At 63.8% G+C, this 25,444-nt stretch carries 23 protein-coding genes; 4 read left to right on the top strand and 19 right to left on the bottom strand.

Annotation, left to right across the window (positions count from 1 at the left end; all coding sequences use genetic code 11):
- Positions 1-183: 183 nt before the first annotated feature.
- Entirely contained in the window at positions 184-597 is a 414-nt protein-coding gene (locus tag AC4D14_RS04970; RefSeq protein WP_490900454.1) for a VOC family protein, read from the bottom strand.
- 946 nt (positions 598-1,543) lie between these two features.
- Here AC4D14_RS04970 and AC4D14_RS04965 point away from each other — a divergent pair.
- Positions 1,544-2,530 carry an endonuclease NucS domain-containing protein gene (locus AC4D14_RS04965; protein ID WP_490900453.1) on the top strand — a complete coding sequence of 329 codons (987 nt, stop codon included), beginning with the start codon at positions 1,544-1,546 and terminating at the stop codon, positions 2,528-2,530.
- Here the strand turns inward: AC4D14_RS04965 and AC4D14_RS04960 are convergent.
- The 12 genes from AC4D14_RS04960 to AC4D14_RS04905 form a co-directional block, all read right to left on the bottom strand.
- Complete coding sequence (locus tag AC4D14_RS04960; RefSeq protein ID WP_490900452.1) at positions 2,500-2,826, bottom strand: hypothetical protein; 327 nt, start codon at positions 2,824-2,826, stop codon at positions 2,500-2,502. The two genes, AC4D14_RS04965 and AC4D14_RS04960, sit on opposite strands and share 31 nt — an antisense overlap.
- Before the next feature lie 340 nt (positions 2,827-3,166).
- The gene (locus tag AC4D14_RS04955; protein ID WP_490900451.1) at positions 3,167-4,126 is read right to left on the bottom strand and encodes a 2-hydroxyacid dehydrogenase; all 960 of its coding nucleotides are present in this window, start codon (positions 4,124-4,126) and stop codon (positions 3,167-3,169) included.
- Positions 4,123-5,322, bottom strand: coding sequence for a pyridoxal phosphate-dependent aminotransferase (locus tag AC4D14_RS04950; protein ID WP_490900450.1), 1,200 nt, complete (start codon positions 5,320-5,322; stop codon positions 4,123-4,125). Before AC4D14_RS04950 ends, AC4D14_RS04955 begins: the two co-directional genes overlap by 4 nt.
- Before the next feature lie 268 nt (positions 5,323-5,590).
- Positions 5,591-5,986 carry a DUF998 domain-containing protein gene (locus tag AC4D14_RS04945; RefSeq protein WP_490900494.1) on the bottom strand — a complete coding sequence of 132 codons (396 nt, stop codon included), beginning with the start codon at positions 5,984-5,986 and terminating at the stop codon, positions 5,591-5,593.
- Positions 5,987-6,842: 856 nt separating this feature from the next.
- On the bottom strand, positions 6,843-7,160 hold the full coding sequence (locus AC4D14_RS04940) for a GNAT family N-acetyltransferase (protein WP_490900493.1): 318 nt from the start codon (positions 7,158-7,160) through the stop codon (positions 6,843-6,845).
- 734 nt (positions 7,161-7,894) lie between these two features.
- A complete protein-coding gene (locus AC4D14_RS04935; protein WP_490900449.1) occupies positions 7,895-8,815 on the bottom strand; it encodes a YdcF family protein in 921 nt (306 codons plus the stop codon).
- Between the two features lie 521 nt (positions 8,816-9,336).
- Positions 9,337-10,404, bottom strand: coding sequence for a Gfo/Idh/MocA family protein (locus tag AC4D14_RS04930; RefSeq protein WP_490900448.1), 1,068 nt, complete (start codon positions 10,402-10,404; stop codon positions 9,337-9,339).
- Between the two features lie 124 nt (positions 10,405-10,528).
- A complete protein-coding gene (locus AC4D14_RS04925; RefSeq protein ID WP_490900447.1) occupies positions 10,529-11,548 on the bottom strand; it encodes a LacI family DNA-binding transcriptional regulator in 1,020 nt (339 codons plus the stop codon).
- Between the two features lie 42 nt (positions 11,549-11,590).
- Positions 11,591-13,045, bottom strand: coding sequence for a GH1 family beta-glucosidase (locus AC4D14_RS04920; RefSeq protein ID WP_490900446.1), 1,455 nt, complete (start codon positions 13,043-13,045; stop codon positions 11,591-11,593).
- Positions 13,045-13,947, bottom strand: a complete 903-nt coding sequence (locus tag AC4D14_RS04915) for a carbohydrate ABC transporter permease (protein WP_490900445.1) — start codon at positions 13,945-13,947, stop codon at positions 13,045-13,047. The genes AC4D14_RS04920 and AC4D14_RS04915 overlap by 1 nt, the downstream gene beginning before the upstream one ends.
- Positions 13,944-15,059, bottom strand: a complete 1,116-nt coding sequence (locus AC4D14_RS04910) for a carbohydrate ABC transporter permease (RefSeq protein WP_490900444.1) — start codon at positions 15,057-15,059, stop codon at positions 13,944-13,946. Before AC4D14_RS04910 ends, AC4D14_RS04915 begins: the two co-directional genes overlap by 4 nt.
- Before the next feature lie 59 nt (positions 15,060-15,118).
- Positions 15,119-16,435 carry an ABC transporter substrate-binding protein gene (locus AC4D14_RS04905; protein ID WP_490900443.1) on the bottom strand — a complete coding sequence of 439 codons (1,317 nt, stop codon included), beginning with the start codon at positions 16,433-16,435 and terminating at the stop codon, positions 15,119-15,121.
- 171 nt (positions 16,436-16,606) lie between these two features.
- On the opposite strand from AC4D14_RS04905, the gene AC4D14_RS04900 reads away from it, so the two are divergent.
- Positions 16,607-16,804 (top strand): hypothetical protein, encoded by a 198-nt coding sequence (locus AC4D14_RS04900; protein ID WP_490900442.1) that lies wholly within the window; start codon positions 16,607-16,609, stop codon positions 16,802-16,804.
- Positions 16,805-17,199: 395 nt separating this feature from the next.
- Here AC4D14_RS04900 and AC4D14_RS04895 read toward each other — a convergent pair whose 3' ends face one another.
- From AC4D14_RS04895 to AC4D14_RS04885, 3 genes are all read right to left on the bottom strand, one after another.
- The gene (locus tag AC4D14_RS04895) at positions 17,200-17,892 is read right to left on the bottom strand and encodes an NADPH-dependent F420 reductase (RefSeq protein ID WP_490900441.1); all 693 of its coding nucleotides are present in this window, start codon (positions 17,890-17,892) and stop codon (positions 17,200-17,202) included.
- 134 nt (positions 17,893-18,026) lie between these two features.
- Entirely contained in the window at positions 18,027-19,232 is a 1,206-nt protein-coding gene (locus AC4D14_RS04890) for an MFS transporter (RefSeq protein WP_490900440.1), read from the bottom strand.
- Between the two features lie 113 nt (positions 19,233-19,345).
- Positions 19,346-20,029, bottom strand: coding sequence for an SDR family NAD(P)-dependent oxidoreductase (locus AC4D14_RS04885; protein ID WP_490900439.1), 684 nt, complete (start codon positions 20,027-20,029; stop codon positions 19,346-19,348).
- A 91-nt stretch (positions 20,030-20,120) separates the two neighbouring features.
- On the opposite strand from AC4D14_RS04885, the gene AC4D14_RS04880 reads away from it, so the two are divergent.
- Positions 20,121-21,065, top strand: coding sequence for a helix-turn-helix transcriptional regulator (locus AC4D14_RS04880; protein WP_490900438.1), 945 nt, complete (start codon positions 20,121-20,123; stop codon positions 21,063-21,065).
- Positions 21,066-21,117: 52 nt separating this feature from the next.
- Here AC4D14_RS04880 and AC4D14_RS04875 read toward each other — a convergent pair whose 3' ends face one another.
- The gene (locus tag AC4D14_RS04875) at positions 21,118-21,738 is read right to left on the bottom strand and encodes a VOC family protein (RefSeq protein ID WP_490900437.1); all 621 of its coding nucleotides are present in this window, start codon (positions 21,736-21,738) and stop codon (positions 21,118-21,120) included.
- Positions 21,739-21,755: 17 nt separating this feature from the next.
- Complete coding sequence (locus AC4D14_RS04870; protein WP_490900436.1) at positions 21,756-22,346, bottom strand: TetR/AcrR family transcriptional regulator; 591 nt, start codon at positions 22,344-22,346, stop codon at positions 21,756-21,758.
- 137 nt (positions 22,347-22,483) lie between these two features.
- On the opposite strand from AC4D14_RS04870, the gene AC4D14_RS04865 reads away from it, so the two are divergent.
- Positions 22,484-23,344 (top strand): enoyl-CoA hydratase/isomerase family protein, encoded by an 861-nt coding sequence (locus AC4D14_RS04865; protein ID WP_490900435.1) that lies wholly within the window; start codon positions 22,484-22,486, stop codon positions 23,342-23,344.
- 472 nt (positions 23,345-23,816) lie between these two features.
- Here the strand turns inward: AC4D14_RS04865 and AC4D14_RS04860 are convergent, their stop codons facing one another.
- Positions 23,817-24,875: an LLM class flavin-dependent oxidoreductase gene (locus tag AC4D14_RS04860; RefSeq protein WP_490900434.1), complete on the bottom strand. Its 1,059-nt coding sequence runs from the start codon at positions 24,873-24,875 to the stop codon at positions 23,817-23,819.
- Positions 24,876-25,444: the final 569 nt, after the last annotated feature.

Here is a 25,444-nt window from a genome sequence, read left to right as displayed (position 1 = left end):
CCCCCCCCCCCCCCCCCCCCCCCCCCCCCCCCCCCCCCCCCCCCCCCCCCCCCCCCCCCCCCCCCCCCCCCCCCCCCCCCCCCCCCCCCCCCCCCCCCCCCCCCCCCCCCCCCCCCCCCCCCAACACTTTCGACGACTCCTGGTTTAGCATCGCGGCTCACCAATGTGGACGTCATGCTCGCTTCAGACTACGAAGATGCAGAACGGATGACCGGCCGGATCGGCGTAAACGTATAACGGCTCGTTCGGGTCGTCCGTTCGATCGAAGCGGAGCTCTGCCCCTAAGGCCAGGGCCCTGAAATGGTGATGCTCGAGTGTTTCCCGGTCAGGAACGGTCAGATCGAGGTGCATCTGCATCGGCACATCAGGCAAGGGCCATGTCGTCCGCTTCAGGTGATCAACCTGCTGAAAAGCGAGCCTGCGGTTGCCCTGTCCATCAGTGAGAACGAGCCAATCGACATCATCAGGCATGTCCTCACCCTCGGGCTCATCCCCTGGCCGGTACTGGAGTCCGAGCAGTTGGCGGTAGAACTCTGCCAGTCCTCGCACATCAGCAGTGTCGAGAACCGTGTGAAGTATCTGAGGGAATCCGGTCATGGGCCGAGACTAACGATCATCGAGGTTCCCTAGCTAGCGTCAGCCGCACCGTCATCAGGCCAGCGGAGTCGTCGAGGAATGCTCGTTGATCGAGGACGGGGCACGGGCCAGGGCTGAAGCTCTTCGCCGTTTTCTCTCAGTTCCAGGGAGCGCACAAGACTGTTCATAATGTCGTGGCAGAGATCCGGGTCTTTCTCCACCAGGACTTCCGCCTGGGCGATGAGTAGATAGTCACCGACAACGTGCTGCAGCTCTGGAGGTTGGTCCTGCAACCTCCAGGTCCGCGTAGCCCAGGATGCTGTCTTGGTGGGGAGAGGTGGGGGTGTGGACAGTGTCCACACTTTGGGTCCCGCACTGGGCCGTACCGGTGCCGGACTGGTTCGGATTGCGGATGTTTCTGGGGGAGTGGCGGATTTTCGGGGCCCGGCGTCCGGTTCGAGTCCCACGTCGGGCACATGTTTTCCCACGTCAGATGCCCTTTTGGTCTCTGACTGTGGGCAATCGGGTGCAATGTGCGGTCCTGGTGCCGGTATTTTCCCTGACCCTGGAGGGGTTTCACAAAGGCGGCTGCTGTACTTCCTCGACCGCCACACCTCTAAGGTGCACCCATGACTGCGACCGATGGGGGCTGGAAGCCAGCTGGCCTAGGCGATGACCTCCGGTTTGTTCGCTCGCGGCTTGTGGGTCGAGGTGCGGTGCGTGCTGTTGCAAAGTCGAGTTCCCTTGCAGTGGCTCCTCTATCAATGGCTTACTCGACCGGTGGTCGGTGGCGTTTCTTGGCTTGCCATTCGCTCGGGGCGTGAGCCATTGATAAATGCCATGCCGCACGTGTGTACGGCATGCATCCGACATGCCACCGCCTGCGGATGCGGCGGGAGGCGGCCGCCAGATGTCCTACGGTGGAGCTGGGTGTTATTCGCCCTTTTCACGATGGGAATGGGGAGCAATGATGACAGCATGGGTGGTGCGCCTCGGCACGGGCGGATCGAACGTGGACGAGTTGGTCGAGGCCGGCTACGTCGGGGTCGACTTCGTCCAGGACTTCGACATCCGGCCGCACCTCGGTGGGGGATCGGAGGCCTTCAGGAAGGCCATGATCCCGATCACCATCGACCTGCATCCGGGTATGACAAGGGTCGTTGCCGGCGGTGCCATGGGCAGCCTGCACGCGGCAGCCGTGACCATGCAGATTGGAGACCTGGTCCTTGTCCCTACGGCCAGCCCCATCCGTTACCACTACGGAATCGTCAACTCGGACTATGAGTTCCACCCTGGCCAGGTGCTGCCACACCGGCGCCGCGTCGACTGGAGCGGATCCTTCGACCGGACCCTGATGAGCCCGAAGCTGGCCTCGGCCGCCGGGACCCCGCAGACCATCAAAAAGCTCTCGCAGGAGCACGCACCAGAGCTGGCCGAGCTCACGCGCCTCACCGACATTAGCCCCATGGTGGCGGGCTTCGCAGATGCCGGCTCCGCCGACGCTCCCACCCTGGTGCCGGCCGCCGAGGTCATCCCGTCCGACGTGCAGGATCCGCTGGCCTTCCAAATGGAGAAACAGCTCGAGGACTTCTTGGTGCACAACTGGAGCCGTACGGCGCTCGGCACCGAGTACGACATCTACTCAACCGAGGAGGAAGGTGTCATCGGCCGGCAGTATCCGACGGACACCGGCCCGATGGACATCCTGGCCATCAGCAAGGACCGGACCCGGCTGCTCGTCGTGGAGCTCAAACGTGGGCGCGCCAGCGACGTCGTCGTCGGCCAGGTCCAGCGCTACATGGGCTACGCCAACGCTGAACTCGCCGAGCCGGGCCAGGACGTCGAGGGCGTCATCATCGCCCAGGAGGATGACACCCGGATCCGCAGGGCACTGTCGGTCGCACCCAACGTCCGGTTCCTGCGCTACCGGGTGGAGTTCCACCTCGAAGAGTGAGGCTGCAGGACACAGAAACGACAGAGGGGCCGTCCGGCGCGGAGGGCCCCTCTTGTGCAGATCTCGTGCGGCTCGTTGGCGACCAGCAGGCAGGCGGTGTTCGTCAGGCGCTCCCACTGCTCGCGGTTCGCGTCCTGGCCACGGGCGGCCATGTCGTCCTCGGTGTCGTAGTTACCACTGTCGATGATGAGCTCGTAGTCGTTGTCCAGGCTCAGGACGTGCTGGGTGTTCGAGTAGTGCTTGATCCCACTGTGCACGGCGAAGCGGATCAATCCGGCATAGTGCTTGCGGCGCACCTCGCCGAGGTTCGGCAGCTCATATTCACGCCTGAACTAGTCGCACGGCAGAGCAGTGCCCGCATCCCGTACGACCGGCGAAACCACTCAATTATCGGATCCTCAGGCGCTGGCCGAGCGGAGTGACAACTCCCGGTGGACTTGCCCGCCTCGCCGGAGTGGAACCAGGAATGCAAAGCCGAGCCGGTCAAGTCATCGGTCGCTAAATCGACCTACCGACGTTCGGCGAAGTAGCCCCACATATGGGAAGGTGCACAGTGATGACTCATACATGTCATGGGTAGGTGATCGGTGATTTCGAGGACGATGACGGCAGCCTTCTCGTCCAGGGCGTCTTTCGCTAGTTGATGGGCGTGAAGGGCTTCTGCTCGCTCAGCACGGCGAGGGCGTTATCGGCGGCGAGTGTGGCCATCGCGGTTCGTGTTTCGATGGTGGCTGAACCGAGGTGAGGCACGAGTACCACGTTGTTCAGCTTGAGCAGTCCGGAATGGACAGCTGGTTCGTGTTCAAAGACGTCGAGCCCTGCCCCTGCAATGTGTCCTTCCTGCAGGGCGGCGACGAGAGCTGCTTCGTCAATGATCGGCCCGCGCGCGGTATTAATGAGGTAAGCCGAATCCCTCATTGCTGTCAGTTGATCGGCCCCGATGAGGTGGTGAGTAGCCGGCCCATAGGGACAGTGAAGGGAGACGATGTCGGAGGTCGCCAGCAACTCATCGAACTCGACTCGCCGGGCGCCCAGTTCGGCACCGACTTCGGAGGTGATTGCACTGCGTGACTGGTAGACGATGTCCATGCCGAAGGCCTTGGCCCGGCGTGCGGTCGCCTGACCAATGCCGCCCATGCCGATGATGCCGAGGGTTTTCCCTTGCAGGCCGCTGCCGAGCAGGAAGAACATACCCCATTTCCAGTCCTGACCGGAGCGGATGAGCCGTTCGCCCTCGCCTAACCGGCGGGTTGCAGAGAGGATGAGGCCGAGCGCAATATCGGCAGTGGCTTCCGTGAGGACGCCGGGGGTGTTGGTCGCTATCACTCCTCGATCGGTGCAGGCAGGCACATCGATATTGTCGTAGCCCACGGCGACGTTCGCAACGACCTTGAGCTGCGGTCCAGCGGCGTCAAGGAGCTCTGCGTCGATGCGTTCAGTAAGCAGACTCACCACGGCGTCAGCCCCGACCACCCGGATCAGGAGTTCTTCGCGGCTAATCGACTCAGGGGCCGTCCATGCATCAACTTCATGCTCAACCCGCAGCTTTTCGAGTGCCACTTTGGGTATGTGACCCGTGACGACGATCCGACTCATGCGGTCTCGATCCAGGTGCTCAGGCGGCCGAGACCGTCCCTGATGTCAGCGACGTCGATGCCCGAGTACGCCAACCGGATGTATTGGCGGTCTTCCCCGCGTTGACGGCGACCGAAGTGCTCCCGTGTACAGAAGGAAACACCTGTCGAATGCAGAGCTGCGGAAGCGAACTCGCCCACTGCCGCGTACCCCATGCGCTCCATGACGTCGGTGACGTCAGGGAAGAGGTAGAACGTCGACTGCGGAACGGCAACGTGCATGCCGGGAATGCCATTCACAAGTTCACACGTGGTATCCCGGCGCTGACGCAAAATATCGATCATCTGCTGTACCGGTTCCTGGGTGCCGCGGAGCGCCTCGATGCCGGCCCACTGCACGTAGTGCGTCGTGCACGATTCATCGTTGGTGTTGAGGGTGCTAAGGATTCTGGCAATTTCGATCGGGGCGACAGCGCAGCCCAAACGGGATCCGGTCATGGCGAATTTCTTGCTGAAGGTATAGAGGATGACGGTACGCTCCAGCATGCCGGGGAGCGACGCGATCGAGCTCGAAACACCCTCGTAGCGCGTCTCGAAGTACGCCTCATCGGACAGCACCCAAAGGTCGTGCTCCTGAGCGAGTCGCGCGATTGCCTCCCGCTCAGCAGCCGTGGACTCAGCTGAGATGGGGTTCTGCAGGTCGTTGTAGATGATGGCCACGGTCTTTGGGGTGATCGATGCTCTGACCTGGTCGAGATCGATGGCGAAGCCCTCACTTGTGGGCAGGTACCGGTACGGCGTCGCTGTGCCTCCCAGATACTCGATTTGGGATTCATAAATTGGGAAACCGGGGTTCGGGTAGAGCACCTCTTGACCCGGGTTCATGACGGCCTGGAGGAACTTGGTGATGACGGGTTTGCCGCCGGTCATCACCACGATGTTCTCAGGGGAGAACTTGATACCCCGACGAGCACCGACATCATCGGCGAGAGCCTCGCGCAGCTGTGGAATGCCGGGGCCCGGGCAATAGCCTGTGTAACCGTCTTTGATAGCCCGGTTCATCGCTTCCACGATATGGGGAGCCGTCGGGATGTTGATGTCACCGAGGTGGAAGGGATACACGGTGTTCCCCTCAGCCTTCCAGACGGCCGCGGCTTGGGCGACGCTGAAGGCAGTTTCGGTGCCTAGACGGTCGAGCCGGTGCGCGAGTTGCTGCATGCTGTTCAACTCCTCATCGATAGCTTGGTCAGATCTTTGCGGTCATCGTTGGTGCTGTGCGTATGAAGATACTCCTCCGAAGTTGCTGGGGAGGGGAGGGGAGGCGCCGTGATCGGTACGGTCGTCATCATTCGCTGCGGTCGGCAGCTCGATTCATGACTAACGAATGGGCGTCCCGGAGCGGTCTGGTGGTCCTGATCGGAGCGGTGTCCGAGCGCCATGTGGCGGGGGACGATTCATCCCGGGGTGGTCCGGTCCAGGTTGTTGGTCAAGGCGCCTGGGTTGGCGGATTGGGCGTAGTGAGCTCGCGGACTGACAGGGCGCTCAGCCAGCCCATGCCGAGGGTCACGGTCAGCCGTTGAAGGAGGCCGCCGAAGGGGGCAAGGGCGGGAACCTGGGCGAAGGCGGCACTGGTGAGTGCGAAGCCGGTGACCATGGTTGCCGCGGTGGTGGCCGAGTAGCGCGCCCACCGGCGGCGGTCGTGACGGGCAAAATTGCGGGCCCAGAGCAGGGCCGTCACAGGAATACCAAGAAAGACGGGGACGGCGCCCAGGTCATGGATGAGGGCTCCAACTCCGCTGTACCCGTTTTGTGCGGCCGGGGCGCCGGGGGGATAGCCGCTGACCGGGTCGGTGGTGAACAGCCCGGCGGCGATCTGCCCCAGCCCGGCCGCCTTGAACCTGGACAGGGACTCGGCAATCGGGAACTCGAGTAGAGTTCCCCCTCGGGAGGGGAGCGCGCGTGTCCCACGAGACGGTGCTCCAACGCGCTATCCGACTCCAACGAGAACTCAAACGGGACTTCCGCAAGGTACGCTAGCCACTTTTCCCGGAACAGCTGCCTTTGATGCTTTGCCTCTTTCAACCGGAGCAGAGTTACCTCGAAAGCTACGCCTGCGTCAATCCCCATGAGCCGATCCTAGGGCGTGCCGGCCCTCGATCATCAAAGCCTATTGTGCTGGTTTCAGTCCTTCTCGAGCAGGTTCATGAGCCCCATGTTGACGAGGTCGCGTTGCAGCGCGGCAACTCGCCCTTTCCATACACGTAGTAGGTGGCGGCCGCTTCGGTTGCGTTGCCACCAACGCGAAGGGCTCGACCCACAGGTCCCAGGGGTTGAGCGCGTTGTCCTCGACGGGCTGCATGGCGTTGCGTTGCTGGTCGTCTCGTTGCTCGGGCACAGGCCGTCCTCTCTGCAGTCAATGCCGGTCCTTCAAGGTCATCAAGTGCCGAGCCGTTGGTCCACTGCATTTTCCTATTGCGGCTCAGTGCAGGGCTCGTCGCCGACCTCAACCTCAGTGTGCAAAAAGGACCGTTTGAGCGAGAAGAAGTTTTGATCCCCTGGAGTGTGAATTCTCCTCAAGATGGCGGGCTTTTGCCAAGGTGGTTGGCGGGGTCAATGGGCGCTACAGCGCACAACGTACGGAAGGAACTGATCCTTCAATGGATGCGATGAGAAGCGCTTTAGAGACTGTGAACCGTCGCACAAGGTGCGTCTTTGTGACGTTGAGGAAAGAGGCAGTGTCAGCCGCGGTGGAGATCAGTGACCTGCCCTGTTACTTGAAAGCCTGCGGCAGAGTATGTGGCCACTGCACCGGCGTTCGAGCTCTCAGCACATACCAGCGCGCTTGAGGAGCCCATCTGATGAAGCGCTGAAGCAGCCGCTCTTGTGATCGCTGTTCCGTACCCATGCCCGCGGTGCTCAGGGTGCACCCCCATTGGTTCGATCAGGCCCGGTCGGCCGACACCTGCCGACCAAACCGTCGCTATCGCCACAGCCGTTCCGTCGTTGTCATAAGCAAGGAGGCAACGAGCGCTTGCATAAGCCGGACCGGCTGCCATTGCGTGCCAGCGTTCCTCGGTGAACCTGGCCGATCCGAAAGAAGCGTTCTGTACCGCAACCCTTGCCTGGACGTGTCCTGGCCCGACCTCTTCAACACGAACTCCAGGGCTATCAATCGGGTTGAGGAGATCGCACCTCAGCAGCGTCCAGGGTTCGTCCGGCTGCCACCCTTCGGCGTTAAGACGGGCCCGGAGTGCTGAGCCGAAACGAGCCTCCACGGAAACGGCTTCATCCGGTAGGACACCCCGGGAAGGATCAGCAATATCCTGCGCCATCTGCGCAGCGAGTTCTTCGTCGTAGTCAGCTCCGGGTGCGATCGCAACGCGCAGGACTGTTGGGCCATCCAAGAAACCCATGGCGAGCGCACGGGCATCGGAGGACCAAATTCGAATTCTCCGAGCCAGAGCTAAAGCACCAATCTGGTAGGCCCACCCTAAGTCGCCTGGATGCAACTGGATGGGCAACCCGTCCTGCTGCCAACTACCGAGGACGTCGATCACCTGGGGTAGTTCTTTAGGACGCGGAGTGCTTAGCGTGATCGACATACCGCTCATTACACAACACTTCGAATACGAGAACGACACGTGCCACCCGTTGTCTCAGCAAAGGATCGTTCTCGAGACGTATCGGAGGGACTCCTGATTGTGGGTGCGGGCCTGCACCATAGGTGAGGAGCCCGGACTAGTGTGCGGTTCATCGTCCTGCGCGACGAGCTGAGTCGGGTTTCTGGGGTTTAGGCGCTGAGGGAGAGCCAGACGAGGAGCATCATGATCACGATGGTCAGGCCGGCTAAGCAGAGGAGTAGTTTGTGGCCGGTCATGACAGCGATGAATTCCCGAAGGTACGCGCTGGGCCAGAAGTACAGAGCGGTAGGTGAGCCGATGGCTTGTGCGTCGAGGCCTACTTTTCGGGCCAGCATCGCGGCCCGTGGAGCGTGGTAGTTGTTCGTTACGATCAGGTAGGGAGGATCTATCCCGTACTCCTGCAGCAGTACGGCGCTGTAGCGGAGGTTCTCTTCAGTGCTCCGTGCTCGGTTCTCCACCAAAACGTCCCGGTCAGGGATCCCGTGCTCGCGCAACCATCCAGCCATCGCTTCGCCCTCTGAACAAGACTCATCGGCACCCTGCCCACCGGTTGGGACGATCGGGATCCTGCCGCTTTGTCCCTGTCGTTGTCGTGCTGCGGTTACGGCTTGTTGGAGGCGTCCGGCCAAAAGCGGTGGTACCTGCCCGGACAGCAGGCCGGCTCCCAGCACGATGATCGCCCGGGCTGGTGCTCGACGGGCCAGGACCGCGTAGAGCGCGGTGTGAGCTACGAAGACAAGGAACAGCAGGCCCAGGCAGGCCTGGGCAGTCAGGAGGCCCGCCGCGATCGTGCCGGTCACCTTGTTCTCGTGTCTGAACAACCACACGACAAGCAGGGGAAGGACCAGAAGCGCGATCCCGGCCAACAACGAGAGCAGATTACCCAGCGAGCGGTGTTCCCTGCGGAGCATGAGAATCCCGTTGACGATCAGCAGCAATGGCAGCAGCAGCAGACTCAGCGCACCTGTTCCAAGGACCGCTAGCCTGACCGCCTCGGCACCAATCTCAACGACCGGGATCTGGGAGGCCACGAACGAGACCAGACCCAGAACATAGTAGGCAGTCACCACGATCAGGAATCCGTTGCGGAGGGGCCGAGGATCTCGGCGCAACGACCACCACAGCAAACCGCCACTGACAATGAGCCCGAGGGAAGCCACGGAAGTCTGAGCAGGAGCTACCTGCCACGACACAAGATCCATCATCAGCCCCCGACTCAATTGAGCGGCGTGGGTCATCTCATCCGGGGGCGCCGCCGGCTACGCCTTCCCCTCCGTGGCCATATTTCCACGAAGACCCCGCCTTTACACCAGGGCAACGGCCGCTCCCCTTGCGTCCAACAACTCCGGTCTTCCCACCTGAAACAGCTTGAATAGGTGACGACGGTGCGTCCGCCGTTTCGCCCTCATCGGACTGGTGGGCCTGCTAAGGAGACGACTCGACCTGGCCTTGGAGGTGTCTCAGAACGTATGTTTCTGGCGCGGTGGGGATCGTCACTAGCGATCACCGTTGCGGCACGGTTCTCCCGGTGCTCGAGGAGAACCCTTGTCGAGTGGCACTGAGAGCACCTCCCGGGGGTCAGCGGTTTCGCCTAGGAATGCGCCGGGACCGGTTCGGTGTCGGTTGAGTAGTGCAACCCCATTTGGCGGCGTGCCTCGTCGAGCAGTTTCATCATGCGGACCGATTCGGCAGGTGGCATGAACGGGCTCTCGGTCAGTCCTGCCTGAAGGCAGCGCGTTACTTCGCGCAGTTCGTAGCTGAAGCCGTTGCCGAAGACCTCGAAGCGTTCCGTTCGCAGCGTGCCCTGTCTGGGCTGGATGATGAGTTCGGCGGGGTTGAACAGGGGAGCGGAGGAGCGCAACCAGCCGTCGGTGCCTCCGACGGTGACAACGCTGGGACCGTCGGCACCGATCGAGGTGGTGAGCTGCGCGTGCGCGCCGCCCTCGTAGGTAAGGGTGAGGGCATTGTGCAGGTCGATGCCGTGCTCAGTGAGTGCGCCGCGGGCGGTCAGGGCACTGGGCTCACCGAGTGCGCCAAGCGCCCACGTCAACGGATAAACCGCCAGGTCCAGCAGGGCTCCGCCGCCGGCCTCCGGGTCCCAGATCCGGGCGTCAGGGTCGAAGGGCGCGGCGAAGCCAAGGTCGGCCTGCAGCCATTGTGGCTGTCCGATCTCACCGGACCGCAGGATCTTGATGGCACGGCGGAAGCTGGGCAGGAAGCGTGTCCAGACGGCCTCCATGAGGAACAGTTCGCGTTCCGCGGCGAGTTCGGCGAGTTCGGCGGCATGCCTGGCGTTCATGGCTAGGGGCTTCTCGCACAGCACGTGCTTGCCCGCGTTGAGGGCAGCCAGTGCGACGGCGTGGTGGTGCGCGTGCGGCGTGGCGATGTAGACGACGTCGACGGCGGGGTCGGCGAAGAGGTGCTCGTAGCCGGTCGATCCGTCCGCGTCCGAATAGGCGGTGGCGAAGCCAAAGCGTAGGGCGAAGGCCCGAGCGGACTCGTCGGTGCGGGAGCTGACGGCCTGGAGGACGGCGTCATCGAGCAGTGCGAGGTCATGCACCACGCGGGCGGCGATCGAGCCCGTTGCCACGACACCCCAGCGGATCCGGCGGCCGGTTGCGGAGGACGGGGCAGCGGTGCTCACGGGAGCTGGAAGCATCGGGAAAGGCCTTTCGGTCAGAAGGTGACGGCCCGCCCACCATGGGCGCGCCGAGGGCCCGATGCGGCAACGATGCTCAGCGCGGCTGTCCGACTGCGCAATCCGGAGTCGCTATACGGAATCGCTATACAGAGTCACGGATCACGAGCGAGGTGGGCATCCTCGTCGTACGATCGGTCGGCTTTCCCTCGATCAGGTTGACGAGGGTTTCCGCCATCTTCTTGCCAAGTTCAACGATGGGGTGGTGCACGGTGGTCAGCGCCGGTGTCACAGAGGTCGCGAAGGAATCGTCGTCGAAGCCGACGACGGCGATGTCTTCAGGAATGCGCAGGCCGCGGCCCTGGATTGCGGTGTATGCCCCGGCCGCCATCTGGTCGTTCGCCGCGAAGACGGCGTCGATGGGTGCGCGGCGGTCCAGGAGCCGGTGCATCGCACGCGCCCCCGAGGTGAGGGTGAAGTCACCGACTTCGACGAGCCCTTCCCCCAGCCCTGCCTCCCGCACGGCCGTCCGCCACCCTGCGAGCCGGTCGATGCCGGGGGGCATGTCCTGCGGGCCGGCGATCGTGGCAACGTGACGGCGGCCCGCTTCGGTCAGCAGGCGCGTGGCGGTGTAGGCCGCGTGCTCGTTGTCGACGTCGACGTAGTAGCTCTCCGTGCCGCCCACCAGGGGGCGGCCGGCGAACACCATGGGCAGCGAACCGGACAGGTGCGTCCACGAATGATCACCGCTGTGGTGGGAGACGACCAGCACGCCGTCGACATTTCCTCCGAGCAGGAAGCTGCGCGTCTTTTCCGGCTTGGATTCCGAGGCGATCACCATGTTCAGGGTGTACTCGGTGTCGGTGAGGTAAAGGGCGATGCCCTGCACGACGGAGGCGAAGAACGGGTCGGCGAACACCTTCGCCGTCGACTCGGAGACAATGAGCGTGACCGCGCCCGCACGGCGCTTCGCTAGGGAGCGCGCGGCGCGGTTGGGCGTGTAATCGAGCGCGAGGATGGCCTTCCTCACGGTCTGCGCGAGCTCCGGATCAACGCTCGGGGAATTATTGACGACGCGGGACACCGTGGCCCTCGACACCCCGGCCAGGGCAGCCACCATCTCAAGGGTGGGTACCGGCCGGGGCCCGCTGGTGTCCTGCGTCATCGTTATCTCCGGAACATCGAAACGGAAGCTGTGAAGGCTACTTTAGGCGCTCGTCGGTGTGAGGTCAGCCGCCTTCGCTGCGGCGATGACTCCGGCGTAGGCGTGGCCGCTGTCCTTGATGGTGCGTTCGAGGGTGTCGTAGTCCACGCGCACGATGCCGAAGCGTTTCCCGTAGCCCCAGGACCATTCGAAGTTATCGAGCAGCGACCATACGAAGTAGCCGCGGACATCGGCCCCCTGGTCGAGCGCCTGGCCGACGGCATTGATGTGCTCGAGGATGTACCGGGTGCGCTCGGTGTCGTGCACCGCGCCGTCGCTGCTGACGAGGTCCTCGTATGCAGCTCCGTTCTCTGTGATGTAGAGCGGCGGAAGGGTGGGGTATTCCTCGCCGAGGCGCACGAGCAACTTGCGCAGCCCGTCCGGGTTGACCTCCCAGTCCATGGCGGTGCGCGGCAGGCCGCGGCTGGGAAAGGTGATGTCCTCCGAGCCGATCCAGCACGAGGACGTCGGGCGGGACGCGCCACCGGCGTGGCCGTCGCCGTGCTCGGTCGTGGGGTGCCCGCTGATCAGGTCGTCGTGGTAGTGGTTGACGCCCAGGAAATCCAGTGGCGTCCCGATCACGTCGAGGTCCCCGGGCCGAATGACCTCCCGGATGCCGAACTGCTCCAGATCCGCCAGCGTATCCTCCGGGTAGGCGCCCCGCAGGATCGGGTCAAGGAAGATCCGGTTCTGCAGCGAATCGAAGCGCCGCGCCGCGTCGAGGTCCACCGGGTCGGACGCATCGCAGGGAATCGCGTTGCTCAGGTTCAGTGTGATGCCCAGCTGCTGCGCGCCGCGGGCCCGGAGTTCGTTGACCACAAGGCCGTGGGCCAGGTGCTGGTGGTGGATGGCCGCAACCGCCGCGCGCGGTTCCTGCCGTCCCGGGGCGTGCACACCCGCGGCGTAGCCCAGCAGCGACGAGCAGAACGGTTCGTTGAAGGTGGTCCAGTGCCGCACCCGGTCGCCCAGCGCCGAGTACACGTCGTTGGCGTAGTCCACGAAACGGTAGGCGGTGTCCCGGTTGGCCCAGCCGCCGGTGTCCTCCAGGGCTTGCGGCAGGTCCCAGTGGTAGAGGGTCAGCCAGGGCAGGATGCCCGCTTCGAGGAGTTCATCCACGAGCCGGGAGTAGAAGTCCAGGCCTTCGGCGTTGGCGGCCCTGCCGCTGGGGCGTACCCGGGCCCAGCTGGTCGAGAAGCGGTAGGAACCCAGGCCCAGCTCCTTCATCAGGCGCACGTCCTCGGGCATCCGGTGGTAATGATCCACCGCCGTTTCCAGGTCATCGCCGCCGGCGACGGCCCCGGGGACGCGGGCGAAGGCATCCCACACGGAATCCTCCTTGCCGCCCTCGTGGCTGGCCCCCTCGACCTGGGCGGCGGCGGTGGCCGAGCCCCAGATGAAGCCCTCAGGCCAGGTCCGCTGGGTGGTTCCGCTGCTGGTGGGGTGGTGTGTTGGTGGCATTAGCCCTTCACTGCTCCTTGCATGATTCCGGATATGAGTTGACGGCCCGCGACGGCGAAGAGCACCAGCAGCGGGAGGGTTGCCAGGACCGCGCCGGCGAGGACGATCGAATAGTCCACGTAGCGGGCCGACTGCAGCTGGCTGAGCGCCGTCTGCAGGGTGGGGTTGCCGGCGTCGAGCACCAGCAGGGGCCAGAGGAAGTCGGTCCACGCCGTCATGAAGGTGAACAGGCCCAGGATCGCCATGGCCGGGCGCGCGGCGGGGAGCGCCACGTGCCAGAACGTGGAGATCATGGAGGCCCCGTCCATGCGGGCGGATTCGATGAGCTCGTCGGGAATAACATCCACGAGGTACTGGCGCATGAAGAAGACACCGAATGCCGTGACGAGCGTGGGGATGACGACGGCGCCGATCTCGCCGGTCCAGCCCAGCGTGCGCATGAGCATGAACAGCGGGATGATGCCGAGCTGGGTCGGGATGGCCATGGTGGCGACGACGGCGACCATGAGGCCGTTCCGGCCGCGGAAGCGGAGCTTCGCGAAGGAATAGCCGGCCAGCGTGGAGAACCCGACGACCGAAACCGTGATGATCCCCGAGATCAGCACACTGTTCCCGAGCGCGAGCCAGAACGGGATGGTGTCGAAGACCTCGCCGACGTTCGTCCAGAAGTTTCCTCCCGGGAACAGCGGAGGCCAGGTCTGACCGAGTGCCTCGTTGGATCGGCTGCCGATGATCACGGACCACCACAGCGGGTAGGCGGAGGCGAGAAAGAACGCGAACAGGAGGCCGTAGGTGAGGAAGCCCGGCCTGCGTCCGTTGCCGAAGAGCGCTTTCCGCGTCGCTGCGGCTCGTGGGGTGCGCTGGGTGGCCGGCGTATTCGGCCGCGCGGCGGTGACGGTCATTGCCCGCTCCTTGGGGTCGCTTCTGCTGCGGTTTCAGCCGCCGGTTCCGCCGACGGAGCTGGCGGCTGGGAATCCACCGCCGGGAGGACGACTGCAGGGGCCGCCTGGCGATTCAGGCGCTTCCCGCCTGCGGTGCGGGAAGATCCGTGCCGGTCGCCGGTGGTGGCGATCCTCCGTGAGATCAGGTAGTTCACGAGGCCGAACAGGATGATGATGAGGAACAGGAGCCATGCGATGGTGGCTGCCTTGCCAAAGTTCGACCGCTGGAAGGCCATGTCCCAGAGGTAGAGCACGGTGGTCTGGAACTGGCGTCCGGTTCCGCCTGCCGTCCGCGGATCGAACAGGCGGGGTTCGGTGAAGATCTGCAGCCCACCGATGGTGGCGGTGATCACCACGAAGATCATGGTGGGCCGGATGCTCGGCAGCGTGATGCTGAAGAAGCGGCGGAAGGCTCCGGCACCGTCGATCGCGGCGGACTCGTAGATGTCGCGGGGCACCGCCTGCATGGCTGCCAGCAGGATCAGTGCGTTGTATCCGGTCCAGCGCCAGTTCACCATGGTGGCGATCGCGATGTGGCTTGGCAGCGTCTCGTTAGTCCACAGGATCCGGTCGATCCCAAAGCTCGTGAGGATGTTGTTGATCAGCCCGTACTGCTCGCCGAACATGTTCGAAAAGATCAGGGCGACAGCGACGGGCGTCACGATGTAGGGGAGCAGGATGCTCATGCGCCAGAACGTCCTGCCACGGAGGTTCTGGTCCAGCACGGCCGCTATGCCAGTAGCGACAATCAGCTGCGGAATGGTCGAGAGCAGGAAGATGCTCATCGTGTTGAACAGCGAGTTCCAGAAGAAGCGGTCCTGGAGGACTTCCTGGAAGTTCCGCAGGCCCACGAACTCGCCCTGCCCCTTGAGCAGGTGCCAGTCGAACAGGGAGACGAAGAAGGTGTAGCCGAGAGGGAACAGGCCCACCAGGGCGAAGAGGACGAAGAACGGTGCGATGTACAGGTAGGGCGAGCCCTTCATGTCGAGGACGTTCAGTCGCTGACGGAAGGTGAGGGTCGGTTTCGCAGGGGCAGGACTGCTGGCTGCCGGGCGGTTCAGTGTCGTGGTCATGAGGGTTCCAGACTCCATGGGGGCCTCCGGTGCTGCCGGAGGCCCCGCGGCCGGTGCTGCTAGTTGTTCACGACGAGGTCGTTGAGAAGCGTGATGGCTTCGTTCCAGGCCTCATCGGCCGTACCGGTGCCGTTGTCCAGGATCTTCAGCGCGGGCGCGAAGACGTTCTCCTGGATCACGGAGTCATCCGGGCCCTTGAACTGGGCCACGACGCCTTCGGCACGCGATGCGAAGATCTCACCGTACGGAGCGTCGTTGAAAAGCTCGTTCGGTACGGCTGCTTCGACGATCTCCGCCTGGGCGTCCAGCGCGCTGGGGAAGTTGTTCGCGGCTGCGGACTGCTTGACCATCTGTTCAGGAGAGGTCAGCCATGCGGCGAGCTTCGCGGCCTCAGCGGGGTGTTCGGAGCTTTCGGGAACGGAGAGGAAGGCTCCTCCCCAGTTGGAGCTGCCACCAGGGAAGACGTCGGCGACGTCCCATCCGGTCTCGGCCCCACCACCGGCGGATTCCAGCTGTTCCTTGATGGTTCCGAGCATCCAGGCGGGGCAGACGTGGACGGCGAAGGAACCATCCACGAACGCCTTGCCCTTGCCCCAGTCGAACTGCTTCTGGTTGGCGGACAGGCCGTCGGCGGTGCCGGCGGCGAGGAGGTCGAACTGGGCGCGCATGGCCTCGTTGCCCTCGATGTTCAGCTCGCCGTCGGCGGTGTAGTAGCCCTCGTCCATCTGGTTCACCATCGAGTTCCAGACGAAAGCGGACTGGTCGTACCAGGCCTTGCCGGTGGTCTCGTTGTACTGGCGGCCCAGGTCGAAGTAGGTCTCCCACGTCGCGTTGTCACCGCCGAAGAGTTCGGCGACTTCCTCGCGGTCGGTGGGCAGGCCCGCCGCTTCAAAGAGCTCCTGGTTGAAGCAGAGGGCCTGTGGTCCGATGTCGGTACCGTAACCGATGACGCGACCGTCGGGGTCGGTGCCCTGCTCGAACTTCCAGTCGACCCAGTTGTCCTTGATGTCCGCGGCGCCGTGATCATTGAGGTCCACGAACTGGTCGGACACCTCCATGACCTGGCCGAGCCAGCCTTCTTCGACGGCGACGACGTCACTCAGGCCGGAACCGGCCGCGAGTTTGGTGAATGCATCGACGCGTGCGTTGGCGCTTCCATCGATGTTCGTCGCCTCGATGGTCACTCCGGGGTTCTGCTCTTCGTATTCGGCGTACAGATCGTCGTAGCCGAACTGTCCGAACGTGGTGACGGTCAAGGTGATGGGGTTGTTGGCACTTGCGGGCTCATCTGTTCCGCCGCTGCAGCCCGAGGCTGCCAGGGCCAGGGAGGCGACGCCGGCGAGGGCGGTGATTTTCCTGAGTCGCGAGGATTCCACGGTCACTCCTTTGTGTGTGTGAGCGACATACGCCGACGCGGCGAGAGAGCGCTCTCTGGGATGTGAGTCAACTGTATGTGGCCCTCATCACATCGTCAAGAGAGCGCTCTCCGAAAAGGTAACGGTATTGCCCGGAGGGCGGACGCCACCCCCTACGCCGACTTCAACACCATGCAGCAGGCGCGCGATGCGGCCGTTCAGCTCTCCGACGTGATACGCCGAGGAAACCATCCTCCACGTCTCGACACAGTGCTCGACAAGTACCTCACCACCAGGATGCGGGAATTGCGCCCCGACATCGAGCAGGTCACGGAAATCCGCGAAGCCGCCGCCGACAGGGCCACCGAACTCACCACACCGCGGAACTGAGCACCCCGGGACAAAGTCCGGCCACTGGCCACTGCGGTGAACAGCAACGGTCAAACCCGTTCGTTCACCGCCGATGGCGGCCGGACCGAAGGGGTGAGGATGGTTTGGGCATCTCTGGGAACTGGGTCGCGTCCCGAGATGCGTCGAGTGTACTCGGGGTTCGACTCCTGTAACGACTGGAGTGCGTCTGCATCCTCATTGGCTAACGCGCGAAATTCTATCGCCATGCCTCAACTCATCCCGTGTGAGCAATCGTTCACGTTCTCATAAGTTGTTCCGCAGGAGGATGCGTGCCACAGGCACATTCTCGAGCGGGGCTAACGCGGCTGAGTCGGGGCCCGTCGCCACGCCCCCTCGCTGGTAGGTGCGGGTGCATTCGGTGGTGACTGCTTGGATCAGCCGTCGAGGCGGCGTGCGAGCTGCAGGTTGCGGATGAGCTCCTCACGGCTCTGGCCGTCGACGTGGTGTCGCCACATCGGGGTGCCCGGGGCGCTGCGCCAGGATTCCTTCAGGGGACTGTTGTCGACGGCGTCGAAGCCAAGGTCGTTGTAGAAGTCCGTGACGAACTCGACGGCGTCTGGATGATCGCTGGAGACAACGAGGGCTTTCCGGTCCGGAGCTCCGGTGGGTCTGGCCAGACGGATCAGAGCCGGCTGGGTGTCGCTGGGGACGCGGATCTGGGCCCGTGCGTGGAACTGGACGTGGGTGAATGCCTTGACGACTTTCGAGGCCGGAAGCTGCTCCTGGCGCAGTTCGTGGATGGTCTTCAGGCCGGAGTCGACTTCGAGGAAGTGGCCGTCGCGCCAGGTCATGTAGTTGTTGTTGTCGATGACGATCTTTCCGGCGAGCTCTTTGGCCGGCAGGAGGTCGTCCGGGGAGTAGGGGAAGCCCAGGAAGGCGACATCCGCTGCGGCTGCCGCGTCGGTCGCGTATGCGGCGGAGGCTAGCGGGCCGAGCTCGCGAACCAGTCCTGTCAGGGTTTCGGGGTTGCGTGAGTTGGCGATGACGACGGTGTAACCTGCCGCCACTGAAGCACGGGCGAGTGTGCTGCCGGCCTGGCCAGCGCCGAGTATGCCGATGGTTGTCATGAAAAGTGCTCCTTAGGGCAGGCGTGGCGCGGGTGCGCGGGCCTTGTGAAAGTGGGGCTGTGAGTTGTGCTGCTGGGATGCAGCCGGACCCGTCGGGCGGCGGCTCGACCTATGAGCCGCCGCCGGACGGGGGTTTAGTTGCTTACGGGAATGGAGATGTCGTTCGCCCGCCGGCGGAGGCTGGTCAGGACCATTCCGCCGAGGATGGCGAGGACACCGCCGATGATGAGGGTTGCGCTGGCCGATACGCTGTCGACCAGCACACCCCCGGCGATTGCGCCTACCGCGATTGCGATATTGCAGACGGTGACGATGAGGCCGCCGATCTGTTCCAGACGCGCAGGTTCGGTGCGGGCCCCCCAGCTCAGGACGGTCGTCGGGACGCCGCCGAAGCCGAAGCCCCACAGGGCGACGGCGATGAACAGGCCCACGGTCGATCCGCTGGTCAGAAGCATGGTCAGCATGCCGGCGGCTACGAGGAGGGGGAACAGGAGAATCGCGGCGCGGAGGGACCGGTCGACGATTGGCCCGCTCAGGGCGGTGCCAAGGACATTGGCGATGCCGAAGACGAGGAGCATGACAGCCAGGCCGCCGGCGTCAATATTGGAGACGCTTTCTGCTGCCGGGCGGATGTAGGTGAAGCCGCTGAAATGGCCGCCGAAGATCAGCAGGATGGCGGTAAGGCCGGCGATGACGATGCCCGAGCGCAGCGTGGCTCCAAGAGCGCGCAGGCCGCTGACTGCCGTTGGTATGACGTGCGGCAGGGTGGCCGTCTGCGCGATGAGCGCGACGAGCCCGACGCCGGCGCCGAGGAAGAACACCCCGCGCCACCCCCAGACCTCTCCCAGCCATGCGCCGAGAGGAACAGCGACGACGGTCGCGACGGACACGCCTGCATTGATGATGGTCAGGGCGCGGCCGAGGTGGTCGCCGGGGACCAGCTTGGCCGCCATCGCGGTGGCCATGGCCCAGAAACCGCCGAGCGCCACGCCGAGGAGGACCCGCGCCAGAAGCAGCACGGGAAGACTGGGTGCCAGGGCCACGATGACATTGGACAGGATGGCCAGCGCGGTGAGGCCGATCATGACGAAGCGGCGGTCCATCCGTGGGAGCACCACGGCGATGAGCAGCGCGGCGAACGCGCCGGCGATGGCGGTCACGGTGACGCTTTGGCCCGCGGCACCGATTGATACCTCCAGGTCGTCGGCGATACGCGGGAGCAGGCTCGCCGGAAGGAATTCGGACATGACGATGGCGAAAATTCCGATGCCGAGCGAGATGACGCCTCCCCAGGAGGCAGGTCGGTGGTGTGTGGGTTCTTGTGTGGTTGTGCTGGTCAAAACTTCGTCTCTCTGGTGCGGAAAGTGTGTGCGTTGGGGAACATTGGAAACCGATGTCAGGACAAAGTACTGAGGTGAGCGCGGGCGCTCACCTCAGAACGTTGGGCCGGCTGCTACCAGGAAACGTGGCCGTTTTCGTCCTGCAGCGTGCCGGTGGGGCCGTCCGCGCCGAGGGTTGCGAGGCGAACCACGACGCGGGCGGATTCCTCCGCTGGTCGGCCCACCCCGAAGGCTGCTGTCAGGTCGGTGGCGGTCGTCCCGGGTTCGAGGGCATTGAACTTGATGCCTGGCTGGGATTTGGCGTACTGCAGGGTGAGCATGGTCGCCGCTGCTTTGGATGCCGAGTAGAGCGCCAGAGGCAGATTGAATTCGGGCCGCTCGGGATTGGTCACGGCCCAGAACGATCCCGCGGTGCTGGAGACAGTGACAACATTGGGGTTTTCCGAGTTGCGCAGCAGAGGGAGCGCGGCCTCCGTGACACGGACAATGCCGATGGCATTCGTGTCGAAGGCGTGAAGGGCGGTGGGTCCGTCCAGATCCGTAGGCAGAACTCCGGCATTGTGGATCAGGACGTCAAGGCGGCCTTCGCGCGCCTCAATCGTCGCGAGAGCGTCCCGGACCGAAGAATCATCGGTGACGTCAAGCTGGACAAAGCGGGCACCGATGGCCTCGGCCGCCATCTGGCCCCGCTCCGAATCGCGAGCGCCGATGTAGACGACGTGCCCGAGGTCCAGAAGCTGACGAGCGGTCTCGAAGCCGATGCCTTTGTTGGCCCCTGTGATCAAGGAGATAGTCATGATGTCCTGTCGAAATAGATTGTGTGAATGAGTCGTTGACGACCGTATGCGCACAAACCCGAACCAGCCAGAGCCCTCCCGAGACCGGGGTGTGGCAGGACCCCCCCTAACCCGATCCCGCAGCAACCCCGAACCGGGAGCTCGAACAACTTCAGGATCAGGGGCCGGGACCGACGGCCCGGCCAACGCGCTCGGCGCCTACCTGCGTGCCCGGCGGGAAATGATCACCCCTGCCCAGGCAGGCATCCCCGTCGTGGGCGTCCGTCGTGTCCCCGGACTCCGGCGCGAAGAGGTTGCCATGCTCGCCGGTATCAGCGCCGACTACTATCTGCGCCTTGAACGCGGCCGCGACCGGCATCCGTCGCTGCAGGTACTGGAAGCAATAGCCCGCGTCCTGCAGTTGGATGATGACCACTTCACGCACCTGCTGTCCCTGGTGGCCGAAGTTCCGCGCCAACGTCAGCGCCGCCCGCGCAGGGAGATCGTCCCGCCCGGGGCGTTGAAGCTCCTTGAGTCGCTGAATCAGCCGGCTTTCATCGAAGGGCGCTACTTCGACATCCTGGCGTCCAACCCGCTCGCCAAAGCGCTCTCGCCGAGACTGGACATCGGGAGGAACCAGCTCCTGGACATGTTCCTGGACCCGGCGGAGCAGGCGCTGCAGCCGGAGTGGAAAGACGTCGCAGAGTGCCTGATCGCCAATCTTCGCCAATCTGTCGGCACCGATATCGAGAATCCACGGTTCATCGAACTCGTCGGAGAGCTTTCCCTGACCAGTCCCCTCTTCGCAAAGCTCTGGGCCCGATATGAAGTGCGCGGGCAAAAGGGGACCATGCTCCGCTTCAATCATCCACAGGTCGGCGAACTGCTTCTCAATCGCGAAAGGCTGAGCATCGGCGGTGCCGAAGGTCTCATGCTTGTCGTGTACCACCCGGACGCGGCCTCCCAGGACGCAGACAAGCTGTCACTGCTCGCTTCCGCGGGCCTACCGGTCACCTCCGGGTCGCAGCCTTCCCACGCGACTCCTTCGACCAGCTGACCAGCCATCTGCCTGAGGGGAATGCTGAGATGGGTGGGCTCTTCGATGGATTTCATTCGTCCCAGGGCATGACGTTTCGGGCCCTGCAGTGTGGCTGGCCCTTGGCAGGCCACTGGTGTCCGAAGGATCTGTGGCACGGACAGCGCAGAGGGGTGCTGGGGCTTCGGATGACCCGGAAACGCGGGGGATTGATCCGGTCGCTGTAGTCCAGGGTCGCCCCTGCCAGAACGGCATGTGCGGCGGCGCTGACGAACGATTTCAACCCCCGGGCAGCCGAAGACACGATCGGTGCCATCAGGCTCGTCGGTGCTGAAGACATAGGCGGTGCCCGAGCAGCCTCCTTCTGCGAGGTCGCCTCGGATCTCAGGATGCAGAACTCATTGCCTTCAGGATCAGCAAGTACAACCCACCCCGTACCGGGCCCGTCCTTGCCGCGGAGGTCATCGACTGTCGTGGCTCCGTGAGCCAACAGCACCTCCAGCTCCTGGTCGCGGGTGTGTTCACGCGGCCGAAGGTCCAGATGAAGGCGATTCTTCCCGCACCGCCGCTTGGCCGCCGCGGCGTCCGGCACCTCGATAAACAACAGCCGAGGACCGGTTGCTGAGTCCTGGATCATGCACTCCTCATCGCCGGCCTCGTTGAAATTCCCCTCGATGTCGGTATAGCCGAGCACCGGTTTCCACCAGTCCGTCAGTCGGTGGGATCTAGGGCGCTGAAGGAGGTGTTGATCAGCGTCGAGAGGTCCTCCCTTCCTCTTGATTCCCTCCAGGCAGCTAGCGCCGCCGCAAAGCACTCCATCGCCGCCGCAACCCGGACCTGAGTGACGATTGACGCATCCGGCGCGGCATGGGTTTGTTGCAATTCGCGGACAATATTCGGCCGCCAGTCGAACTGCTTCTCCCGGAACCGGGCGCTGAGTGCCGGTGTCTCGTAGATCAAATCCAAAAATGCCATGACTTCGCCTGTGTCGCGCATGAGGAAGTCCACTACCGCATTCAAAGCGCGCCGCAGCGCATGCCAGTCGTCGTCTGACCGGGCATCGGCGGCCAGGGCTTCGACGATGGTGTCTCCGATCGGATCGAAGAGGAACAGGACGACGTCTTCCTTGTTCGTGAAGTACCGCAGGAACGTGCTTCGGGAGACTCCAGTAGCACCCGCGAGGTCAGCAAAAGTCACCTGATTGAAGCCGGTTGCGCAGAACTCGTTGAACGCAACGCGGGCGAGTTCTGCTCGGACTGCGTGCCTACTGATGGCTCGAACACTGACAGGACTGGGAGGCATGCCTTAACTCTACCCCGTGTCCCACGAGCAGTATTCAAGTGCTAAACTGATACTCAGTGTCACGAATGACGCCGGAGTGCCCAAGGTGCGGTGTCTCCACCCTTTGGCTGCGTGTGGCCCTTCCGAATCGAGATATTTTGACTTACGACAATCTGCCGGGACTCCACATCTCCATCGACGCGGGAATCGCCACGGTGACGCTGGATCATCCGCCGCTGAACCTGATGGATGGTGTCCTGCTGCCCTCACTGCGCGGATTCCTCTACCAGGTGCACGATGACGCCGCTGTCCGGGTCATCGTGTTCCAGTCGGCTGATCCGGACTTCTTCATCGCTCATGGGGACATGGCCTATCTGACAGATTCCGAGGCCCTTCCAGCGGCCACCAATGCGGCCATCGCGGCCGCACCCGGCTGGGAAATCCCGGAGGGCCTGAACATTCTTCAGGCTTTGAGTGAGGACGTGCGGAACCTGCCCCAGGTAACGATCGGCAAGCTCGCAGGTTTCGCCCGCGGCGCCGGCAATGAATTCCTGATGAGCCTTGACATGCGGTTCGCAGCGGTCGGCAAGTCCGGACAGGCCCAGCCCGAGGTTCAGATGGGCATTCTTCCCGGCGGCGGCGGCACCGTAAATATGACCCGCCTCATCGGCCGGGCCCGAACCCTGGAACTCATCCTGGGAGCTGAACTTGTCGACGCGGAGCTCGCCGAGCGGTACGGCCTCATCAACCGGGCACTGCCCGCCGATGAGATCGACGCACACGTTGATGCTCTTGCTCGTCGCATCGCGCGGCTTCGCCCGGAAACCATCGCTGCAGTCAAGACAACCGTCAACGCCATGGCACCGGCAGTGCCATTGGAGGCGTATGCCGTTGAAAACACCTCGCTGTACGCGGCATTCGGCGACGACGTTTTCGACCTGGCCGACAAGCTCCTCGCCGCCGGCGTCCAAACCCGCGAAGGCGAACTGGATTACGAGCGCATCTCCAATAGCATCTAAGCCTCGACCGGAGCTTAGTGCAGCGTGAGAAGGCCCTGCCCATAGCGGCGGGGCCTTTCTCGTGTTGTGACGAGCACACCCACGCTCAACTGTTCAAAACGCCGAGAAACGTGTTGCTCTAGGGGCGCAGGGTGTTCTGCTGTTCGGCTCGAGCAGTAAGGATAAGTTGCGCGGCTAAGACGGTCACTGTCTGCATCACCCCGTCCCCAGATCGGGTCGGCCTAGGCCGCCGACGTCCACTCCGGTGTCTGCGCAGTGCCCCTGAAAAGAGCAGACGGGATGCAACAGAGAAGCAGCTCGACAGTAAGTTGGGTGCTGTGCTCGAACGGGAGCAGTATGCGATTGCAATCAGAGAGCTCCGTCGCCGATAACAGCGCCAATGACAGGCGAGACTTCTTCCGCTCCGAGGCGCCGGAGCGAGCATAAGGCCCGCCCGCCCTGCACTTTGCCCAGCGTTGAGGGAACGCGGCTTCTACTGTGAGTCCCGGACAACTTCCGCCGGGGACCATCCGAGGGTTGGACCCAGGATGGTGGCGATGTCGGTGAGTATCTGGAGATAGTCCTCATGATCGAAACTGAACGGTAAGGCGAAAGCCACCTCATCGACCTCCTGGAAGCCGGCATGCGCGTACAGCTGTTCCGCGATCTGGTCGCTGGTGCCGATAAGGTCCGGGGCGAACAACATCCCTCTCGGCCCCTGCGGTGCCCGGGTACGTGGTAGGCGTTCATGCACGTACTGTTTGTACTTCTCCCGCTGGCTCGGCGACGCCGAATCGGTCGGGATTACCACCAGGCCCTGCGAGACCCGGCCCCCTCCGAGCGCTTCGGGTGATGCCGCCGCTGCTTCACGATAGGCATGGATCTGAGACTGCTGGATCCGGGCAAAGACGGGGTCCTGGTCCTCGTCGGGGAAGATCACGCTGCTGGAGAGCAGATTGAACCCATTCCGCGCGGCCCAGACGGCCGACCTCCTGCTCCCTGCCCCGTACCACAGGCGTTGCCGGAGCCCGGGGGAGTGCGGCTCGACACGGTCGGAAAACTCCTCGACCACGCCCTGCTTTCCGGAGAACGCCCGTATCGGTTCCCCAGCGATGAAGCGGGCAAACCGTTCCACGCGTGCGTAGCTGAAGTCCTCCGACGCCGACGAATTCGGGTACAGCTCGTCCTTCACGGTGTCGTAGTGCATCGGTTCCCCAACACTCAGGCCCGGATTGATCCGCCCGCCCGAAAGCAAATCCACGGTGGCCAGATCCTCAGCCAGGCGCAGCGGGTTTTCCCAGCCCATTGGTGTCACTGCCGTGCCAATCTCAATTCGGGAGGTGCGCTGGCTGGCGGCGGCCATCATCGCGACAGGCGAGGAGATTCCGAACTGCAGGTGGCGGTGGCGCAGCCAGGCGCTATCAAATCCCAGCCGCTCGCCGAGATCGATGATCTGCAGGGTCGACTCGTGCCCCGCGGCCGGATCCGCCGGATCGAACAAACCGATCGTAAGGAATCCGAGCTTGCGTAGCGGGCGCGGGGAGACGGGCATGAGCTTCCTTCGAAGGATCGGTGTACGACTGGTCCCAGACTATGCGCCGGGTCTCGCGACGCATGCGAAGAGGAAGGATAGTTAACTTCGCGTCATCGACGCCGCCCCTCACCACACCTACTGACCGGGGTGTGCATTGAGGGGACGGGAGAAACCACCGCGGGAAGCTTTCGTCTTCGGACGAGGCCGAACTCCTCCAACCAGGTCCGGTCTTGCAGAGCAAAGAATTTCCACCTGTCGCTGAGGCGCGGCCATTTTGACAAGACCGGGCAGGGAAAACTCAGGGCGTCGACAGTGTCCACACTTTAGGTCCTAACTGTGCCGTACCGGCCTAGGATCGGTCTTGATTGCGGATGTTTTCGGGGGAGCGGCGAGTATTCAAGGGCGGGAGTCCGGTTCGAGTCCGACTTCGGGCACAGTGTTTCCCAAGCCGGAGGTGGTATTGCTCGCTGGCTGCGGACAAACCGGCGCAATGTGTGCTGCCCGGGTGCCGGGTCTGGTGGCTGGGTTGCAGTTTTTTCTGGGGCGCGGTGCCTCCTTCCCCGTGCCCGCCCGGCCACACGCCCACA

It is taken from the genome of Arthrobacter sp. TJ-254, assembly GCF_058269175.1.
Note: the sequence above shows the minus strand (reverse complement) of the source record. Positions and strands in the feature narration are given on the sequence as shown.

What these genes read in the sequence shown, in the direction of transcription:
- AC4D14_RS04930 (WP_490900448.1), bottom strand. Translation starts at nt 10,404, where the DNA reads ATGCTTCCAGCTCCCGTGAGCACCGCTGCCCCGTCCTCCGCAACCGGC.
- AC4D14_RS04970 (WP_490900454.1), bottom strand. Translation starts at nt 597, where the DNA reads ATGACCGGATTCCCTCAGATACTTCACACGGTTCTCGACACTGCTGAT.
- AC4D14_RS04920 (WP_490900446.1), bottom strand. Translation starts at nt 13,045, where the DNA reads ATGCCACCAACACACCACCCCACCAGCAGCGGAACCACCCAGCGGACC.
- AC4D14_RS04925 (WP_490900447.1), bottom strand. Translation starts at nt 11,548, where the DNA reads ATGACGCAGGACACCAGCGGGCCCCGGCCGGTACCCACCCTTGAGATG.
- AC4D14_RS04965 (WP_490900453.1), top strand. Translation starts at nt 1,544, where the DNA reads ATGATGACAGCATGGGTGGTGCGCCTCGGCACGGGCGGATCGAACGTG.
- AC4D14_RS04895 (WP_490900441.1), bottom strand. Translation starts at nt 17,892, where the DNA reads ATGACAACCATCGGCATACTCGGCGCTGGCCAGGCCGGCAGCACACTC.
- AC4D14_RS04885 (WP_490900439.1), bottom strand. Translation starts at nt 20,029, where the DNA reads ATGACTATCTCCTTGATCACAGGGGCCAACAAAGGCATCGGCTTCGAG.
- AC4D14_RS04915 (WP_490900445.1), bottom strand. Translation starts at nt 13,947, where the DNA reads ATGACCGTCACCGCCGCGCGGCCGAATACGCCGGCCACCCAGCGCACC.
- AC4D14_RS04950 (WP_490900450.1), bottom strand. Translation starts at nt 5,322, where the DNA reads ATGCAGCAACTCGCGCACCGGCTCGACCGTCTAGGCACCGAAACTGCC.
- AC4D14_RS04910 (WP_490900444.1), bottom strand. Translation starts at nt 15,059, where the DNA reads ATGACCACGACACTGAACCGCCCGGCAGCCAGCAGTCCTGCCCCTGCG.
- AC4D14_RS04940 (WP_490900493.1), bottom strand. Translation starts at nt 7,160, where the DNA reads ATGGCAGCCGGTCCGGCTTATGCAAGCGCTCGTTGCCTCCTTGCTTAT.
- AC4D14_RS04870 (WP_490900436.1), bottom strand. Translation starts at nt 22,346, where the DNA reads ATGCCTCCCAGTCCTGTCAGTGTTCGAGCCATCAGTAGGCACGCAGTC.
- AC4D14_RS04860 (WP_490900434.1), bottom strand. Translation starts at nt 24,875, where the DNA reads ATGCCCGTCTCCCCGCGCCCGCTACGCAAGCTCGGATTCCTTACGATC.
- AC4D14_RS04955 (WP_490900451.1), bottom strand. Translation starts at nt 4,126, where the DNA reads ATGAGTCGGATCGTCGTCACGGGTCACATACCCAAAGTGGCACTCGAA.
- AC4D14_RS04900 (WP_490900442.1), top strand. Translation starts at nt 16,607, where the DNA reads ATGCAGCAGGCGCGCGATGCGGCCGTTCAGCTCTCCGACGTGATACGC.